Origin of the sequence: Paracrocinitomix mangrovi, from assembly GCF_019740355.2 — a bacterium.
GTDB lineage: Bacteria > Bacteroidota > Bacteroidia > Flavobacteriales_D > Crocinitomicaceae > Paracrocinitomix > Paracrocinitomix mangrovi.
Genome location: NZ_CP091819.1, coordinates 583,925 through 603,627 on the forward strand (window position 1 = coordinate 583,925; position 19,703 = coordinate 603,627).

General features: G+C 34.0%; 17 protein-coding genes. 4 read left to right on the forward strand and 13 right to left on the reverse strand.

Annotation, left to right across the window (positions count from 1 at the left end):
- Window positions 1-17: 17 nt before the first annotated feature.
- From K6119_RS02610 to K6119_RS02620, 3 genes are all read right to left on the reverse strand, one after another.
- Window positions 18-995: a hypothetical protein gene (locus K6119_RS02610; protein WP_221833913.1), complete on the reverse strand. Its 978-nt coding sequence runs from the start codon at window positions 993-995 to the stop codon at window positions 18-20.
- 278 nt (window positions 996-1,273) lie between these two features.
- Window positions 1,274-1,831, reverse strand: coding sequence for an acyl-CoA thioesterase (locus tag K6119_RS02615; protein WP_221833912.1), 558 nt, complete (start codon window positions 1,829-1,831; stop codon window positions 1,274-1,276).
- 28 nt (window positions 1,832-1,859) lie between these two features.
- Entirely contained in the window at window positions 1,860-2,354 is a 495-nt protein-coding gene (locus K6119_RS02620) for a DUF6495 family protein (protein WP_221833911.1), read from the reverse strand.
- Between the two features lie 76 nt (window positions 2,355-2,430).
- Between K6119_RS02620 and K6119_RS02625 the strand changes: the two genes are divergently transcribed.
- The 3 genes from K6119_RS02625 (at window position 2,431) to K6119_RS02635 (ending at window position 6,703) form a co-directional block, all read left to right on the forward strand.
- A complete protein-coding gene (locus K6119_RS02625) occupies window positions 2,431-3,996 on the forward strand; it encodes a hypothetical protein (protein ID WP_221833910.1) in 1,566 nt (521 codons plus the stop codon).
- Window positions 3,993-5,231, forward strand: coding sequence for a hypothetical protein (locus K6119_RS02630; protein ID WP_221833909.1), 1,239 nt, complete (start codon window positions 3,993-3,995; stop codon window positions 5,229-5,231). The genes K6119_RS02625 and K6119_RS02630 overlap by 4 nt, the downstream gene beginning before the upstream one ends.
- A gap of 74 nt (window positions 5,232-5,305) precedes the next feature.
- Window positions 5,306-6,703, forward strand: a complete 1,398-nt coding sequence (locus K6119_RS02635; protein WP_221833908.1) for a T9SS type A sorting domain-containing protein — start codon at window positions 5,306-5,308, stop codon at window positions 6,701-6,703.
- Here the strand turns inward: K6119_RS02635 and K6119_RS02640 are convergent.
- Window positions 6,700-7,461 carry a Rossmann-like and DUF2520 domain-containing protein gene (locus K6119_RS02640; RefSeq protein ID WP_221833907.1) on the reverse strand — a complete coding sequence of 254 codons (762 nt, stop codon included), beginning with the start codon at window positions 7,459-7,461 and terminating at the stop codon, window positions 6,700-6,702. The genes K6119_RS02635 and K6119_RS02640 overlap by 4 nt on opposite strands.
- A 3-nt stretch (window positions 7,462-7,464) precedes the next feature.
- On the reverse strand, window positions 7,465-8,895 hold the full coding sequence (locus K6119_RS02645) for a glycosyltransferase family 39 protein (protein WP_221833906.1): 1,431 nt from the start codon (window positions 8,893-8,895) through the stop codon (window positions 7,465-7,467).
- Between the two features lie 71 nt (window positions 8,896-8,966).
- On the opposite strand from K6119_RS02645, the gene K6119_RS02650 reads away from it, so the two are divergent.
- Window positions 8,967-10,175, forward strand: a complete 1,209-nt coding sequence (locus K6119_RS02650) for a 3-oxoadipyl-CoA thiolase (RefSeq protein WP_221833905.1) — start codon at window positions 8,967-8,969, stop codon at window positions 10,173-10,175.
- A 64-nt stretch (window positions 10,176-10,239) separates the two neighbouring features.
- Here the strand turns inward: K6119_RS02650 and K6119_RS02655 are convergent, their stop codons facing one another.
- The 8 genes from K6119_RS02655 to K6119_RS02690 all read right to left on the reverse strand — a co-directional run bounded on the left by K6119_RS02655 (window position 10,240) and on the right by K6119_RS02690 (window position 19,620).
- The gene (locus K6119_RS02655) at window positions 10,240-10,434 is read right to left on the reverse strand and encodes a hypothetical protein (protein ID WP_221833903.1); all 195 of its coding nucleotides are present in this window, start codon (window positions 10,432-10,434) and stop codon (window positions 10,240-10,242) included.
- Window positions 10,435-10,550: 116 nt separating this feature from the next.
- Window positions 10,551-11,852 (reverse strand): citrate synthase, encoded by a 1,302-nt coding sequence (locus K6119_RS02660; RefSeq protein ID WP_221833902.1) that lies wholly within the window; start codon window positions 11,850-11,852, stop codon window positions 10,551-10,553.
- A 138-nt stretch (window positions 11,853-11,990) separates the two neighbouring features.
- Window positions 11,991-13,937, reverse strand: coding sequence for a CASTOR/POLLUX-related putative ion channel (locus K6119_RS02665; RefSeq protein ID WP_221833901.1), 1,947 nt, complete (start codon window positions 13,935-13,937; stop codon window positions 11,991-11,993).
- 77 nt (window positions 13,938-14,014) lie between these two features.
- The gene (locus tag K6119_RS02670) at window positions 14,015-14,554 is read right to left on the reverse strand and encodes a thioredoxin family protein (protein WP_221833900.1); all 540 of its coding nucleotides are present in this window, start codon (window positions 14,552-14,554) and stop codon (window positions 14,015-14,017) included.
- 33 nt (window positions 14,555-14,587) lie between these two features.
- Entirely contained in the window at window positions 14,588-16,744 is a 2,157-nt protein-coding gene (locus K6119_RS02675) for a S9 family peptidase (protein ID WP_221833899.1), read from the reverse strand.
- A gap of 87 nt (window positions 16,745-16,831) precedes the next feature.
- Window positions 16,832-17,764: a tRNA (adenosine(37)-N6)-dimethylallyltransferase MiaA gene (miaA, locus tag K6119_RS02680; RefSeq protein WP_221833898.1), complete on the reverse strand. Its 933-nt coding sequence runs from the start codon at window positions 17,762-17,764 to the stop codon at window positions 16,832-16,834.
- Entirely contained in the window at window positions 17,757-18,494 is a 738-nt protein-coding gene (locus K6119_RS02685) for a shikimate dehydrogenase family protein (protein ID WP_221833897.1), read from the reverse strand. The genes miaA and K6119_RS02685 overlap by 8 nt, the downstream gene beginning before the upstream one ends.
- Before the next feature lie 55 nt (window positions 18,495-18,549).
- Window positions 18,550-19,620, reverse strand: coding sequence for a branched-chain amino acid aminotransferase (locus K6119_RS02690; RefSeq protein ID WP_221833896.1), 1,071 nt, complete (start codon window positions 19,618-19,620; stop codon window positions 18,550-18,552).
- Window positions 19,621-19,703: the final 83 nt, after the last annotated feature.

The following is a 19,703-nucleotide window of genomic DNA, read 5'->3' on the forward strand; positions in this document are numbered from 1 at the left end:
AAGAACAAAAGTAAAGATTAACATGGACATTCTTCTATACTCCATTGTAGCGTTCTTTTAGATTCGTAGTGTTTATCCTGCAATTCAAGAAAAGTTGTAGCTGCGAATTCTCCTGTTAACATTTCAAGAACTCCATCATTGTTTAGATCCACCATACTCATCAAATATTGATTCATATTAGACACCCCAATAAGTTCAAAACTTCTACCCTTTTTGACGTACACGCATCTCACAATTTCATCAATAAATTCACAATCACCTATGATAGCACATTGTACTACATAAATAGAATCTTTGCTACCATTAGAGCAAACGTTAGCCGTTGTTTGATAATAATCTACCTCTTTGTTTAGATATTCTTTTTTAAACAGCTTGTATTCTGGACCTTTTAAAAAATGATCGATTACTTTATGCCTTTCGATATTATCATAATTGGCAACACTGTTGTAAAAAGACGATTTTGGAATTTGATTTACAGATGCAAATGAATAGTATTCTATACCATCATACTTGTTAAGTGGAATCGCATAATAAGGTTGTGATTCTGCCATATCACTGATCATAACAATTTCTTTCATTAAGATCTTTTTCTCTTTCCCAGTGTAATCATACAAATAACAGTACTGATTTAACAGCTTCTTCAAATCATTTGACAATGTATCTTCATCCAACTTATAAACACTCATTCCAGCTTGATATCCAAAGTATTTTTCTGTCACATTGTTAGATTGTTTCAGCTCATCTTTACTATAATTGGTTTGCTTGATAAATATAAATTTACCTCTGGCCACCAATTCGTAATCCAAGCGATAAATAGAGTTGTTTGCCTTCTGATATTCAAGGGCAATTTTTTTTGAATCTAAATTCCTTACAGATAAATCACTGCCAACAAATACTATTTCAGATACCGCATTGTCAATATTGTTCACATATTCTTTTTCGCCTGAACAAGATGCAGCTGCAATGAGAATTAAAAACAGTTGAATTAAGCGCATGATTTTCTTCTTTTGACTAAGCTCCTTTATTTTGATCAAAAATGAAAAACTAAAGAGCACACAAAAAATTCATCTTATTATTCGAAGCCAAAACTCAATTATTAGTCATTGGATATGTCTCAAATCAAAAAGAGTTCGATCATTCCATAAATGCTGGAAGAACGAACTCCTTTTAAAACCACATAAATAAATATCTCACTTAATGCAACTAAACAAATAGAAATGCTTTAGTGTATTTACTTGTCTTCATAACGAATGGCTTTATAATTAGTTACAGATTATTTATTTGGATATCCGACAATGCATCTTTCTTCATCAATTAGATCAATCATTTCATCCTCAGTAACAGATTTCACTTCAGTGTCAAGCATGGTTGTAATTTGCTTACGCATACTCTTAAGTATTCGACCATCATAAAACCTTCTAACATCTTGAGGTGTTTCTAAAATTAACTTTGGAACTGTCATCAAGCTACCATCTTCATTTTTAGCCACCATAGTAAAATAGCAAGAATTAGTATGCTTCTTTTCTCCCGTCTTTGGCTTTAAAGATTCAACTCTAATACCTATAATCATAGAAGAATTACCAACATAATTAACAGAAGCTGCTAAACTCACCAGTTCTCCTACTTCAACCGGCTCTTTAAATTCCACTCCATCCACGGAAACTGTGACGCAATAAGCTCCGGAATGCTTTGAAGCGCAAACGTAAGCCACCTTATCCATTAAAGACAATAAGGTTCCTCCATGCACTTTTCCTGAAAAATTGGCAAATGAAGGTATCATTAACTCTGTAATAGTAGTTCTAGAGTAGTCAACGGTTCTGGCTTCTTCCATAATAATAAGTTTGAGATGAATTTAATGATTATTCAGATACACTGATCATTAACAACTGTTTGTAGAGCGTACCATCCGTTTTTTGAAAACCTTTATTCATCATTTCAAATAGTTCGGCTGTTCTATCCTGCTGGTACTTTTTCTCCCCTTTATAAAATTCCACTTTTGACATATCTAATGCTGTGATCTGATATTGTGTCAAGTCATAATCCTCATTTATTGATGAAATGGCTACCATAAACATTTGATTAGGCTGACAATGTACACATTGGATATATTTGGGAGATCTGAACATCAGAAACTCTGTTTCATTGATCACTTTTTCAAATACGAAGTCACTAAATATGTCCACCATTTTATCTGCTTTTTCTACATTATCCTTTTTTATCTTTTCCCATTCATTGGCATCTACTCCATTCACAACAAGGAAGTTGATAAATTCATTTTCAAATATTGAAAGCTCCTCTGCGCTTAATCTTCTGAATTTAGACATATTAAATTCCTTTAAAATTTTAGCTTTCAAAGTTAACAGGCATCTCTTTATTATTATCAAACGAGACAAACGAATTTATCACTACATTCGTTAACACTATAGATTCATGAAGATTAAAAGGTTAATATTCGTTGCTGTAATCATGCTTGCGGTAGTTTCATGTAAGAAAGAAAAAACTACCTGGGACACAAATTGGTCGGCGCCTTTAGTGCATGGAAACCTAACTATCAATGATTTAGTTCCATCTGATTACACCACTACAAATGGGGATAATTATTTATCCATAGTTTATAATGAAACAGCTTATAGCGTTTCTATTGACTCAATTATTCAATTACCTGACACTTCTATTGTAGAGAGCACAGCATTTGCGTTTCCTTTAGATGTTAATCCGGGATTTATTTGGGCTGATTCAGCTGATCAACCTTGGAACTTAGGTGATATTGAAATTAAACAGGTTATAGCAAAAGAAGGGACAGTAACGTTTAAGCTTACTTCTGAATGGGGAGGAAAAACTAAAATGACCATGGATTTCCCTAAAATCATTTTAAATGGTACTCCTTTTTATCAATCATATTATTTACCGGCAGGTTCTCAAGCAAATCCAACCGTATCTATTGATGCTGTTGATATGTCAGGATATTTAATGGATCTAACTGGGGTTTCAGGAGATCTATACAACACATTATCCGGTTTATTTTTAATAGAATCTGATGAAGACACAGCCTCCTTTTCTGTTTCCACCAGTGATTCTGTTTTTTATGAAATTTCCTTTACAGATGTAGTGGTAGATTATGCCAGGGGTTATTTTGGTCAGCATACATTTTCTGACACCACCTCTATAAAACTTCCTTTTATGGATGCTGTTTTAAGTGGAGCGGTAGATGTTGATTCAATAGACATGACTGTTTCCATCATGAACGGCTTCAACTTAATTGCGCAGGCTAAGTTGACTCAAATGTCAGGTATTAATTCTAAAACAGGAGGCATTACCGATTTATCATTTCCACAATTAGGAAGCAATTTGAATATAAATCCGGCAACTGGAGGGATTTATGATTGGCAATACTCTGCTTATCCTATTACTATCAACAATACTAATTCTAACATAGCTGCCTTTATTGAAAATTTACCGGATGAAATACTTTTAGGATATGAAGTGATAATTAATCCAAATGGCAATATAACTGCCGGTACAGATGAAAAATTTCCTGGTTCAACATTGGATATTGTTGTTAATGGAGAATTTCCATTAGACATTGGTGCCAACCAATTGACTTTAACTGACACTTTTGATATTTCTTACACGGGAAGTGAGAGCTACACCGGAAACAATGCGGAAATAATATTGGATTACACAAATAGTTTTCCTTTAGGAGCCGATACTAAATTATATCTATTGGATGACAATAATGTTGTATTAGATAGTGTTGTTGCTGACAATCAATTGATTTCAGGAACTTATAATGGAAATAATTATTTGACTACTCCTTACAGTGGTTCAATTCTATTCAACTTAAATAGTCAACATATTTCTTATCTGGAAGAAGCTAAAAAAATAGCTTTAATCGTAGCCTTTACAACAGATAATGCTCAAAAAGTAAAGATTGATGCCAGCGCTAATCTTGATTTTAATTTAAGATCTAACCTACAAATCAGTATCCATTTATGAGAATAGCATTATTGAGCACTTTTCTTATTGCATTGAACTGCTTTGGACAAGAACCAACTGTTGTTTTTAATGATACTGTAAATGAAGACAATCTTATCCGGATTAATTCATACAATGCCTACGCTAGTAACAGATTGAATAATGCCTTTATGGATAAATTCATCTTTGGAGGTACTATTGATAGTGAATTAAAAGATGCCAATAGAGATCGTTTTAAGAATAGAAACCTGATTGGAGGTGAATTTGAACAGTCTATAGAAAGCTTTACACCAAGTGTTAACATGTTTAAAAATGAGTTATTTGGATTAAAAGTTCATTTTTCAGATAACCATTACATGGCTTCGCATATCAGCAAGGATTTATTCAATTTAGCAATGTATGGTAATGGAGATTTTGTGGGAGATACCATGAGTCTCACCTACTCAACTGCGCATTATATGCATTATCAAAAAATTGGCTTTGGATTTTATAACAAGCATAATTTCTCAAGTATTACGCTTAATTATTTAGCCGGCAGTAAAGCTATTAAAGCTCAAATGAACGAAAGTTGGATCTACACAAGACCTGATGTTGACACAATTGATGTTTACAGCAGTGCAAGTATGTTTATGACAGACAGAATGTTCCCGTACTGGGCTTTTCAAGGAAATGGTTTTTCTGTAGACATTAACTACAATTTTATATTTGAAGGAAAGGTTAAAAATAGACAGATTATTAATTTCAAAATCAATAATTTAGGAATAATGTTCTGGAACAAAAACACCAATAAATACTTTGTTAATACAGATGGTGCTTATTCGGGAATTGATGTAAGTGACTTACTTAATCAAGACACCACAGTCTACAAGAACATTGAGTGGATGGATACACTTGGAGTTACTGAATATACTGATGTACATGTAGAAGTAATGCCATTTGAATTGGTAGTTCAAAAAGTACCTGACCACGGTATAGATCAAAAATGGCAGGCTATTTTTGGATTTAAAACAATTATGATTCCTAATTATTTCCCATATCTATTTGGAGGGGTTTACTTTAAAGCACGTGAAGACTTTAGCCTTTCATCAAGAGTATCTTATGGAGGATTTGCAGGATTTAGATGGGGAGTCAACTTTAATTACTGGATAAAAGACAAGGCGTACTTAGCTTTGGGATCATACGATATGATTGGGCTTATTTCTAAGAACTTTGGATTTGGTAGATCATTAAATTTTTCGTTTCATTTTAAGATCTGAGGATGAGGATAGCAACATTGACTATATTTTTAACAATCTTGAGCTATAATGGAATTAGCCAGAATATTCATTGGATGAAATCTTTTGGGAATTCAGGTTATGACTTTGGACGAGACATTCTTCAAACCCCTGATACCGGTTATATAGCAACAGGTAGCTCAAGCAGTTTTGTTTCGCAAAATGCAGATGCTTTCTTACTTAAGCTAGACTCTTTAGGTAATTTTGAATGGTCTAGAAATTATGGAGGTAGCGCTACAGAATGGGGTGAATCAATTGTATTAACATCTGAGAATGGTTTCGCTATTGGCGGTTATACTAATTCTTATGGAAGCGGTGGATTTGATTTTTATTTAGTTAAAACTGATTCCATGGGAACTCCTGTATGGGAACAATATTACGGAGGCAATGATTGGGACAAGTGTTTCGGACTGGCACAACTTCCAGATTCCGGCTTTGTAATGGTAGGAGAAACTTTTTCTTTTGGGGCAGGAATGAATGACGGATTTATCCTTAGAACTGACAAAAACGGAGATACACTTTGGACAAAGGCATTTGGAGGTGTTATGGAAGATTGGTTTAATGGAGTATATGTAGATGGAGACTCAATAGTAGCAGTAGGTCAAACCAATAGTTCAGGGAATGGTGATTTTGATGGTTGGATTGTAAAATGTGATTTAAATGGAAACGCTGGATGGGAAGTGGTAACAGGACATCCTGAATTAGATTATTTTAATTCAGTAACAAAGAACAACAGCACCTATACAATGGGCGGTGCCAGAACAATTAATACCATACATTATTATGATTTCTGGATTTACCAAATTTCAGAGGATGGCCTAACGGAAATAGCTGATACTTCTTGGGCGGGAGACCAGGAAGGATACGATATAGTTTATGACATTGTTGTAGAACCAAGCACTAATAACATTTATTATGGTGGAAGTACCACTTCTTGGGGTTCTGGTGATGTTAGCACAGGTGTTCCTGAATTTTTTATTAGCAGAGTTGATGCTGGCTATGGCTGGACACCATACTTACAGAATTTTGGATTAGATGGCTTTGATGAAATTAGAGGGATGGATTATTGTCATGACAATGGAATCATTGCAATAGGAACAACAGAACTTGTATCAACCGGTGGTAAAAATGTATACATTATTAAAATTGATGAATCAAATTCGTGGAATCAATCTCCAGGTGTTTTTATCAATTCTGTACTTGATCAAATCACCACTTCTACAGAAGAAATATTACCTCAAGATTTTTCAATTTATCCCGTACCAGTAATTGATCATCTCAAATTCTCACAATTTGTAGAAGATGTAAGGATATATGATACTTCAGGAAAATTGATGTTATCAAACATGTCAAAAACGCAAGAAGTAACACTTTCTGATTTATCTTCCGGAATGTATATTGTACAGTTCAACTTAGATGGGCAAGTTTACAGAAAGAAAATAATCAAAGATTAAGCTTTCCCCTTAGATATCAATTCACTTATTAATTGATAAAGTCGTTTCCTGTCCTCATCTTTCAATAAGGCCAAATGTTTATTGATAGTTTCTTCATCTTTCCGGATAGCTGGACCTGTTTGTGAATCCTCTGCTCCTATCTCAGCTGCATTTTTAATGGTTTGTTGTACCAAAGGCAATAGTACTTCAAAATCCAATTCATTTTCAGCAGCTATATTACCTGAAACACGTAACATGTAATTCACAAAATTATTTGCAAATACAGCTGCCAAATGCATCTTACTTCTTTTAGCAGAACTTAGAACCTTTATTTCTTCCCCAAGTGTATTCTTAGATAAATCCAAAAGCTTATGTTCAAAATCTATGACATTTGATTCAATAAAGATTGGCACCATATCTTTACTAGGCAAATTCTTTTTGCTCATAGTTTGCAATGGATAAATAACACCATAATGACTAAAGCCATCAAATGCTTTTAAGTCTGTCATTCCTGACGTATGCACTGCAGCTATACTTTTATTTAGTGAATTACAAACCTCCAATATCCCTTTATCTGATACACATATGATATTAAGATCCACATTTTGATCAAGATCCATCAAATTACTCACAGGTAATGCTCCTATTTTCTCGGCTAATTTTTTTGCGTGTTTTAAATCTCTAGAAAACACATTTTTTATAAGAACTTTATTCTTAAGCTGTTGCCCAAAATAATGAGCTACATTTCCTGAACCTATTATGTTTATTGATTTTATCATTCTTTATTCATAAACATGAACCTCATACTCACCTTTAAATTCTCGTCCTTCTTTCCACTTAAATCTGGATTCAATTTCTTTCTTCAATTGCTGTTCGGGAAAAAGAAATTTAGAATTGGCATCTACATAAATCAACTGTTTTCCTCTTAAATCTCCTGAAATTTCATTTAAGCTATATACGGGATAAACATTTTCATTTAATTCTGTTTCCTTGAATCTTTTGTAATCAGCAAAATTCTCAGGTTTGTAGTGATACATAAACGTAAGGTCATAAAACGGAGGAGAAATGACAATTACCGAATTACTTTCATCTTTTACAGATGCCACATATTTTGCTATCTCATCTCCTTCTCTATCATTGTCAGGAAAATAGTTGCATGTAATTATAAAAGGCACAGTAAATAGCAATAAATAAGCTTTTTTAGACCAATTCGTAAACAGAAAACAAATCACCATTGCTAACGACAGAAAAAGAAACGGAGTTGTAAAAAGCAAGTATCTATCCAAAAATATCGGTTGAAAAATCACAGAAACAATATACATTCCCAAATAAGGTACCAGAAAAGTAGTAATAGCAAATACAAACTGTTTGTTTTTCAAAAAGTCAGGAAGTTTTTGAATTGTATTTTTTCTGTTGATCACAAACAATACAACGAGGCCTAGCAATAATATCATTGCCACAATTGAATTGTTTAAAAACCTTAATATATTTCCATATAGTTCAGTAATCTCAGGTTCTGGAACCCATGTTCCCTGATCATTAAAATGCTCTAGTCTCTTAAACAGTAGTAAAATTCCGGGTATGTAAATAACAGCAGAAATCAATCCTGACAAGACCAAATAACCTATTTTTTTGACACTTAAGTTCTTAAATAAGATGAAGAAGACCACAACCTCACAAACAACTACAAAACCACCCAAATAATGAGTGTAAAGCAACAAACCATTCCAAATTGCCAATCTTAAATACCTTTTTTCACTCTTAAAAATGAAATCATATAAATCATTAAATGCTAAAAGAGACAATAGAACAAATAGGGAATAAGTTCTAGCTTCAACAGCATGATAATGATTAAAAGAAGAGAAAATAAAAAATAGAACAGCTAGTACTCCAACCATACGTCCCTGTAATTTCTTACCTAGGTAAAAGAGCACCGGAATACTTAATACACTAAAGATTAATGAAAGTGACCGCACAGCAACTGGTCCAACACCAAATAATTTAATCCAAAAATGAAGTAAATAAAAATGTAGTGGTGGATTGTTCTCGCTTTGGAACATGACATTTAGCTCATGCAAGTCCTGTTGAGACCAGAAAATTGAAAATGGCTCATCTAATGCAATTGGAAATGAATTAATGGCTAAACCACAAAGAATAAGCTGGATTGTCATCAACACAGCAATTATTTTCTTATCATCAATTTTACTAAGCATAGAATATCATTCAAACTTATTAAATTTGAAACAATCATTAATCGTAAACCACATAATAAAAATTAGTTCAGATGAAAGATGTCTTTATTGTTGATGCTGTAAGAACGGCAATTGGAAACTTTGGTGGAACCCTATCCCCTGTTCGTACAGATGATTTGGGAGCACTTGTAATGAAAGAGTTGGTTGCCAGAAATTCAAACCTGGATCCTAAAGACATTGAAGACGTAATTTTTGGTTGTGCCAACCAAGCCGGTGAAGACAATAGAAATGTTGCCAGAATGAGCTTATTATTAGCCGGATTACCATGGACGATTGGTGGTGAAACGGTAAATAGATTATGTTCTTCAGGAATGGCTTCAACTATTAATGCAGCAAGAGCTATTCAAACAGGAAATGGAGACATTTATATTTCTGGTGGTGTTGAACATATGACAAGAGGTCCCTGGGTTATTTCTAAAGTGTCTAAACCATTTGGTAGAGATGCAGAAATGCATGACTCAAGCTTTGGATGGAGATTTGTCAATCCAAAAATGCAAGAGATTTATGGCACTGACGGAATGGGAAATACGGCAGAAAATCTAGTGGAGATGTATAACATTTCAAGAGAGGACCAGGATTTGTTTGCATACAACAGTCAAATGAAAGCTGCAAAAGCACAAGCTTCTGGTAGATTAGCAGAAGAGATTATCCCGGTTAGTATTCCAAGAAGAAAACAAGATCCACTAATTTTTGATCAGGACGAATTCATTAAGCCAACTACAACTTTAGAAATATTAAGCAATTTAAGACCTGCTTTTAAGAAAGAAGGAGGATCAGTAACGGCTGGTAACGCATCAGGCCTAAACGACGGAGCTGTTGCTCTACTCGTGGCCTCAGAAGATGCTGTTAAAGCAAACAACTTTAAGCCAATGGCAAGAATAGTATCGGCGGCAGTTGCAGGCGTTGAACCAAGAATAATGGGAATAGGACCAGTTTATGCTTCCCAAAAAGCATTAGCCAGAGCAGGATTAACTTTTGATGACATGGACATCATTGAGATCAATGAAGCATTTGCTGCTCAGGTTTTAGCTTGTACAAGAGAAATGGGAATTGCAGATGATGATCCTAGAATCAACCCTAATGGAGGAGGAATTGCTATTGGGCATCCACTTGGAATGACAGGAGGAAGAATTCTTCAAACAGCTGCAATTGAATTACAGAAAACTGGAAAGAGATATGCCTTAGTTACCATGTGTATTGGTGTTGGACAAGGTTACGCTACTGTAATTGAAAGAGTTTAATTGATTATTTAGATATAAAAAAAGCCGACTTCAATGAGTCGGCTTTTTTGTTTAAATTAATTTCTTAATGTCCCGGAGACCATTTACATCCGGCATTTTCACAACTAGCTTTCGCGTCTTTGTATTCGTCATGATCATCAGCAGTTACCTTTGTAGATATTTCTGATCCCAAAACGGTACACGTGCAGGTCCCTTTTTTACAAGAAGTTGAAATTCCAACCAACATCAATAAAGCAGCTGTATAAATAATCTTTTTCATAGTATAGATTTGTTCATTCGTTCAAAGCGAATATAATAAATTAATAATTACTATGCACGAATAACAAAAAAGCCACAACGATTTGTTGTGGCTTTCCTTTATGAATTTGATTATTCTTATCTCTGTGAAACAGGAACGAAATCTCTTTTGTTGTATCCTGTATAAACCTGTCTTGGCCTACCAATTGGATCACCATTGTCTAACATTTCTTTCCATTGAGCAATCCATCCCGGTAATCTTCCTAATGCAAACATTACTGTAAACATTTCAGTTGGAATACCTATCGCTCTGTAAATGATACCTGAATAGAAATCAACGTTTGGATACAATCCTCTAGATTTGAAGTACTCATCACTTAATGCTACTTCTTCTAATTTTTTAGCTATTTCTAATGTAGGATCATTAATTCCAAGTTCCTCTAAAATATCATCACATGCTTGTTTGATAATTGTTGCTCTTGGATCAAAGTTCTTATAAACTCTGTGTCCGAATCCCATTAATCTAAATGGATCTTCTTTATCTTTTGCTTTTGCAACCCATTTATCAAGATCACCTCCATCATTTTGAATCATTTCAAGCATCTCAATAACAGCTTGGTTTGCTCCACCATGTAGAGGACCCCATAAAGCTGAAATTCCTGCTGAAATAGAAGCGTAAAGGTTAGCTTGAGATGAACCTACTATTCTTACAGTTGAAGCAGAACAGTTTTGCTCGTGATCAGCATGTAAAATCAATAATTTATTTAAAGCTTTTGCAATTACAGGACTTGGTGTATAATCCTCAGTAGGCATACCCCACATCATGTACATGAAGTTTTCAATATATCCCAAATCATTTTTTGGGTACATAAACGGATGTCTAACAGCATTTTTATATACCATTGCTGCCAAAGTAGGCAACTTAGCAATTAATCTATTGATAGATAGTTGGAAAGCTTCTTTAGATCTATGCGGATCTTGAGACTCTGGATAGAAAGTTGACATTGAACAAATCATAGAAGCCAAAATTCCCATAGGATGTGCCTGCGCAGGATAAGCTTCAAAGAATCTCTTCATATCCTCATGCACCAAAGTATGGTGATCAATCTCATCTTCCCAATTTGACAATTGCTCTTGTGTAGGAAGTTCACCATTTAAAATAAGGTAACTTACCTCCAGAAAAGAAGCTTGTTCCGCTAATTGCTCGATAGGATAACCTCTATATCTCAATATTCCTTTTTCTCCATCAAGAAACGTAATGCTACTAGTACATGACCCGGTGTTTTTAAAACCTTTATCCAAAGTAATGTATCCAGTTTGCGCACGAAGTGAAGAAATATCAACAGCTTTCTCATCTTCAGTACCAATAATTACTGGTAATTCAATGATCTTCCCATCTAATTCAATTTTTGCAACTTGCTGATCTGTATTCGTTTCCATATTGCTCTATCCGTATTTATGTAATTTTAGTCCCCCTAAGATAATATGAATTTTATTATCTAATCCAACGCTAACACTACTTTTTTGTAAAATATTTGTTTAGACATTCGTAAGCTATATCAATTAGATTCACTTTGTCTATAATTCATCTTCAGACAAGACCACCAAAAAATCACCTTTTTCAATCTCTACCTGTTGATTTTTAGGCAAATTCAGTGTTACACCAAAGTTAGAATTCGCATCTTTACTTTTATTGCCTTTTCTGATACCCAAACACACCTCTTCTCTCTTAGCAGCCAAGCCAATTATATCTCCAAAAGTTACTTTCGCCGGAAATTCTTTAAAATATAAATCTGCCGGTTTAACATAAATCTCACTTCCATCCTCTGAAAATAAATCATCATAAAGCATCTTGATCAGTGGTTCTTCAGATAATTGCGCCAAAATCATTGTAATTAGCTTGTTACTGATTATGAAATCATCAACATCTGTTTGCGTTATAATTTCTTGATTTTCTGAGTTTAACACCTGCGTAATTATCTTCGTTTCAATTTGCTCCTCCTCTTTTTTGATATTTCTCAATAACAAAAGAATAATCAGTGTATCAGAGTCAATTTTATCCGCTCTTAACTCATTTAAATCTTGAGATAGAATAATGATATTATCATAAGAAAATGGATTGACCTTTTCTAAATTCTCCAGTTTTAATGGGTCTGAATCATGTAGCACTATTTCAAAATCAGGATATTCTTGTTTTAATGAGTCTACCTTATCTTTCAAAAAGTCATTTGGTTCATTGAACAAAATATCCACTTTAGTTCCTTTAGTTAGATAATCTGAAGATTCATGAATGAATATTTCTGCCACATTGTGCCAACCAAGAATCAATACATTCTTACTTTTCTGCTCCAACTTTTTACCTGATAACTCTAATTCTACAGGTGACATGATCTTAGATGCTTCATAGTTAATCGTAGAGTCATCTTCTGCCAAAATGATGATTTGATCTTCAGGAACTAATGAATAATCTGCATCCGGTCGCAATCTCAAACCATCTTTCTCATTGTAAACACCCAATGGTATTCCATCAACAAAGTGAAATGGTAAATCCTTAAATGTTACCCCATTCCAGTTGGCATGATGAAAATAAACCTCACATCCATCAAAAGACAAGATTTCATTGTACACCATCTCTAACCCACTTGTTAAAGAAGTTTGCACCAAAAGTTTACCCATAATATCCCAAGAATCAAGGGCAATGATGTTTTCATCATTAAAAAAGGAAATCAATCTTCTTTTTTCTTCACTGAAGATCTCTGCAATTATTGGAAGTTTATTTTGTCCTCCCTGACATGAAATCATGGCCATAATTGCCTTAACTGACTGCACATCAGATTCTACTTTTTCGTCGTCAGAACTACTTTCAGAACAGTTAGCCAATAAAATAACAGACTTTGCTCCTGAAATATTAACCCTGTTTAATTCATTAATATTTGCATAATCCCCTGTAGTAGTCACTACTCTGGTTGACTTTGTTTGAGGCAATCTTTTGGCAATCAAGTCATCCATCTCCTCTTTATCTTCTCTTGAAAGAATTACAACACTTGCCTTACGCTCACTTTCATTGGCTATTATGAGCTCTCTGATAATGTCAACAACTCTCTCATTCCATCCCAATATCAAAGTATGATCATCCTCAATTACTTTACCTCTACCTTTTCTGAAATTGTAAAATACATTCTCTAAAGTAGTTGTGATAAAGGCAATTAGCATGGATAGGATTACCACACCTACAACCCCGGCAAGAATAGAAGTTATTTTCAACCAGGTTGGTGCTTCATTGTCCTGGTTCATATTACCGGGATCGGTCATTTGCAACCAGGTTTTCCAGATATCATCCCAGAAAGTTGTATGCTCAGGATGTCCCAAATCAGGATTTGCCTTGAGCATAAAAAATCTTACACCAATAATAATGATGAAAAGGATTAAAAAGAGTACAAATAGACTCATAAAGATGGACGCACCACCTTTGCTTAAATATCTTTCAAAGCGATATTTAATTCTTTCTTTAAACGAAAATCCCATAAGGCCGATAAAATATAACGGCTATGAATATACTTATTACATGTTCTTGTAATACAGAATTGGATAAAAAATACTTTTTACTCGTATTTCTTAAGTGCAGCCAGTAATTGTGATGGTTGCTGATAACCTTTGATCACTCCTACTTTCACTTGTTTTTTAGACAAAATCACAAATGAAGGAAAACTCATGCTACTGCCTAGCAGATTAACAGCCAGTTCATTATAACCTGTTTTTTCATTGTACATTTTATATTCGTACAACACTTCTTTAAAGGCAATTGGATCTTTAGATTCGGCATCCATTTTTACTGAGTAAAACTTTTCATTCATGTATTTTACTACATCCTTATCTTTAAAAGTTGAATTATCCATTTTCACGCACCATCCACACCAAGAAGTATAAACATCAATGAAAATTGGTTTTTTATTTTTCTCATTGGCATCAATAGCAGACTCAAAATCCATCCACACTATCGCATTTGTATCTATATTTTCAGGCTTAACTTCAGAAACATCAATATTTTCTGTTACTACCGTTTCAGTAGCTTCCTTTGATGCCCCACAAGATTGAAGCAAAAATGACCCAATAATTAAGCTATATATCAAAACAGACTTCATATTAAATAGACGTAGGTTAATGTAGAATGTTGTTTAAAGGTTGTCTAATGTGAATTTCAACATCTTATTGAATAGATTTAAACGCGTATAACCACCATAAATTCCGTGATTTTTATTCGGATAAATAAACATTTCAAAATCTTTGTTCTCTTTCACTAAGGCATCAACCATTTCCATTGTATTTTGAACATGAACGTTATCATCTCCTGAACCGTGAACAATTAAATACTTTCCTTTTAAATCACTTGCAAAATTCACCGGCGAATTATCCTCATAACCTTCTTTGTTTTCTTGAGGTGTTCTCATAAAACGCTCCGTGTAAATATTGTCATACCATTTCCAATTGGTAACTGGCGCTACAGCAATACCCATTTTAAACACATCAGCCCCCTTAGTCATACAAAGTGAAGTCATATATCCACCATAACTCCATCCCATCACTCCTATTCTATCAGCATCAACATAATCCCATTTCTGCACTTCTTTAGCCACAGCAATCATATCTTCTGTTTCTAACTTCCCTAATTGTAAATAAGTTGATTTTTTAAATGCCGCACCTCTATACATTGTTCCTCTTGTATCTACAGAAATAACGATATATCCGTTTTGAGCCAATAATTGATGATAAAAGTAGTTAGCTCCTCCCCATGAATCTGTAACTGTATTGTGTCCAGGACCATTGTAAATATTGAAATACACCGGATACTTCTTAGATGGATCAAAATCTTTTGGTTTAATCACAAATGCATTTAACATTTGATCTGCTCCTTTAATTTGAATAAACTCCTTTTTACTTAATTCATATTTTTTAAGCTTATTTTTAAGTGCTTCATTATCTATCAAAACATCTAACTCCTTGCCTTTTGCATTGTGAACCGACACCCTGTAAGGGTTTTCAGTACTAGAGTAAAAATTGATATAATACTTCATTCCGGTACTGAATTGAGCATCATTATCACCTTTTAAAGTAGATAGCTTGGTTTTGTCGCTACCATCTAATTTGATTGAATACAAATCTTTATAAATAGCTCCTTCTTCAGCTGAAATATAATAGATCAGCCCTTTTTCTTCATTAATCCCTTTTAACTCTACAACATCCCATTCTCCTTTAGTTACCTGAGTAACTTTACTGTCAAATCCTACCAAATAGATATGATTGTACCCATCTAATTCTGATGTTCTTAAAAATGACTTGCCATCATTCAAGAATATTAGATTGTCATCAACCTCTACATATTGCTCAGATTGATCCTGGTGAATTATTCCTCCTTTTAAACCTTCATCAGACCATTCTGCAGATGCATAAATCAAGTGATTTTGATGTCTATTTAACATCAAATACACCAATTTGTTATCATCTTGTGTCCACTTCATTCTTGGACAATATTCAAATGGACCTTTATTTACTTCTTGTGTTTTATCGTCTGATAACTGATATATATGAAGGCTTAGCTTTGAATTATCTTCTCCGGCTTTAGGATATTTAAATGTGTATTCCTCAGGATAAATATCATTGGTATAATATTTCATTGTAAAATCCTTAACCTGAGATTCATCAAATTTCAGGTAAGCTATTTTAGTTCCTTTAGGAGACCAGTAAAAGGCCTTGGTTAAAGAGAATTCTTCTTCATACACCCAATCAGTAGAACCATTGATGATAGCATTCTGTTTCCCATCATTTGTAACGGCTTTAACTTCTCCTGACTTTAGATCTTTGTAGTAAAGGTTGTTTTCGTAAACGAAGGCTACTTTTGATCCATCAGGAGAAAATTCAGCCAACATTTCTTTAGCATCTTTATCATAAAGCGCTTCACTTTTACCACTTGCTATATCTACTACATAATACTTAGCTGTAAAGCTTCTACGATAGATATAGCTTATCTTTGTAGCTATTAAAAGCTTTGTTTCATCCGCATTAAAAAAGTAATCTTCTATTGAAATACCATTCAATTTGGCTCCATCAAAAATGACACTCTCTGCTTTTTCAAAATTGGTATAGGCATATTTCACAATTTGATTGTTTTCTAAAGCAGAAAAATGCTCACCATCATTCATTGAACGAACAGATGATGCATACTCCGGTGAAAATTCTCTAGAAGACCAAATCAATTCATTTGTAAGCCCTTTCTGCGCCAATAATGGTTGTAAAAAAAGCGTTATTCCTAGTACTAATAAAAGGTATTTTTTCATTCTTGTTTCGGTAAATTTTAACAGCAACGAATATATCAATAATTCTGCCAAGGATAGTATATACAGGCTGTTTGGTTAAATTAAATTTTAAACGGCCGAATAGATATTACAAACTTCATCTACTTTCTCTTTCAAACTAATATCTCCGTCAACCCAGTGAATGTTGTATCCGTTTTTCTCCATTCTCCTAAACCAGGTCATTTGACGTTTAGAAAATTGATGAATAGCAATATTTAATTGTCTCACCATTTCTTCTTTTGAGATCTCTTTTTTCAAATATTGACCAATCCATTTATACTCAAGTCCATAATACTCTAGATCATCATAAGTTAAGTAATTTTGCAACAACCACTCCACCTCTTCAATCATACCGTTCTCCACCCTATGTTTCAACCTTTTCGTAATCTTGTTCCGGCGCACTTCTCTAGAGACATCAACCCCAATAATTGTAAAGTCAAAATCAGGAATATCGACTGTTTTAAAATTTGGATTCTCTTTTAAATACTCATCCACTATTATTGCCCGTATTACCCTTCTTTTAGTTTCATTATTAAGATCTCTCTTAACCTGTTCACTCAAGCCCTCAAAAATCACTTGCAATTCTTCTAGTCCTAATTTTTCTAATTCCCCTCTCCTCTCTTCATTCATGGGAATTCCTAGATATGAGCTCCCCTTTAAAGCAGCTTCTAAATACAATCCACTACCACCACACAATATGGGTGTTTTACCTCTTGATACTATATCGTTTAATGCCTGAATAAAATCTAATTGAAATTCGGCAATGTTATACTTGTACCCCGGTTCTTTAATATCAATAAGATGATAAGGAATTGGCTGACCATCAATGGTGTATTCCTCTATATCTTTCCCGGTCCCAATATCCATGAATTTATATACCTGTCGACTGTCTGCTGAAATGATTTCACCATCCAGTTTTAAAGCTGCATTACAAGCCACATTGGTCTTTCCACTTGCAGTTGGACCTAAAATCACTAGAATATGAGGCTTTTGACTACTCATTCCAAATTTCCCAAGATTTTTCAGCCTGTTGCTCAAGCATAGTTTGACCATTTAATATCACAACCCCTTGTTTTTGAGCATTTTGAAGAAACAATGTTTTTTCAGGATTGTATATCAAATCAATTACCAAATGCTCGGGAGTTAAAAACTCATAAGGTATGTTAGGACATTGATCTACATTTGGATACATCCCTACAGGTGTTGTGTTTACTACCAACAAATGATATTTCAACATTACATCAGTAACATCTTCATATGAAAATTGATCAGGCTGATTAGGTTCACGACTTATCAATATCACATTGCATCCAAGCTCTTCTAACACATACTTAACTGCTTTTGCTGCTCCGCCAGTCCCTAATACAACTGCACGTTCATGTCTGGATTTAAAAAACGGTTTAATCATTTGTTTAAAACCAAAAACATCAGTGTTATGACCAATGTGTTTTCCATTTTTAAATTGAATGGTGTTAACAGCTCCTATTTCTTTAGCTTCACCACTTAATTCATCCAGATAATCAATAACACTTTCTTTATAAGGGATGGTCACATTTAGCCCCTTTAATAATGGTGTAGCAAATACAGATTCTATCTCAGAAATATCGTTCAATTCAAAATTCAAGTAATTAGCATTAATTGACTGTTTATCAAACTTATGAGTGAAATATTTTTTTGAAAACGAATGACTTAGTGTTTTCCCTATTAAACCGTATTTTTCTTTTGTTTCCATATACAAAAAAAGGGATGCGCATAAACGAATCCCTTTTCAATTTTATCAGATTAAATTATACTTTAACCATCCATCCAAACTTATCAGCTTCAATTCCAAGCTTGTAGTTTGAAACATAATCTTTTACTTTATTTGAGAAAGCTCTCTCTTCAACCGGTGGAAGCTCATACGTTGTTCCTTCAAATCCGATATGACTTATAGGAGCTATCGTAGCTGCTGTTCCGGCACCAAAAGCATCCTGTAAAGTTCCATTATTAATTGCATCAATAACTTCTTTTACAGTTACAGGCCTTTCTTCAACTGTGTATCCCCAATCTTTAGCTATCTCAACAACTGAACGTTTTGTAATTCCTTTAAGGATAGTATCTTTTGTCTCATCTGGAGTGATAATAACATCATTGATAACAAACATAACATTCATAGTACCAGCCTCTTCAATAAACTCATGTGTTTTAGCATCAGTCCAAACTAATTGACGGAATCCTTCAGCTTGTGCCAATTTAGCAGGATATAAAGAAGCCGCATAATTTCCAGCCGCTTTAGCTCTTCCTACTCCACCTTCCGCAGCTCTTGTGTAATGCGTTTCAATTTTCACCTTCACTGGCTCAGCATAATACGCTCCAACAGGAGAAAGAATGATAACAAACTTATAATTATCAGATGGTTTAATTCCGACATAATCATCAGTAGCAATCATGAATGGTCTAATGTATAGAGATTGCCCATCATTTGACGGAACCCATTCTCTATCAAGATCAATCAATGATTTTAATGCTTCCATAAATAGATCTTCAGGAACTTCAGCCATACACATACGTTTAGCTGACTCGTTAAATCTTTTGATATTCATATCCGGCCTAAAGATTAAAATCTCTCCATTAGCCGTTTTTTGTGCTTTTAATCCTTCAAAGATTGCTTGACCATAATGCAAAGCAGAAGTTGCAGGATGTAATTGTAAATTACCAAAAGGAACAATTGTAGGTGTTTGCCACTTACCGTCCTTGTAATCCATTTCAAACATGTGATCTGTAAACACCTTACCAAAAGGAAGATTATCAAAGTCAACAGATGACAATTTTGAATTTTGGGTTTTTGTGATTTGTATGTTATTCACTCCTATGTCCATATTTGAAAAAGGGATTTTTGTTGAGCGCGAAGATAGTGATAAAATCCTGTTTAATCAACATTAGTTATCCACAATCTCAGCCC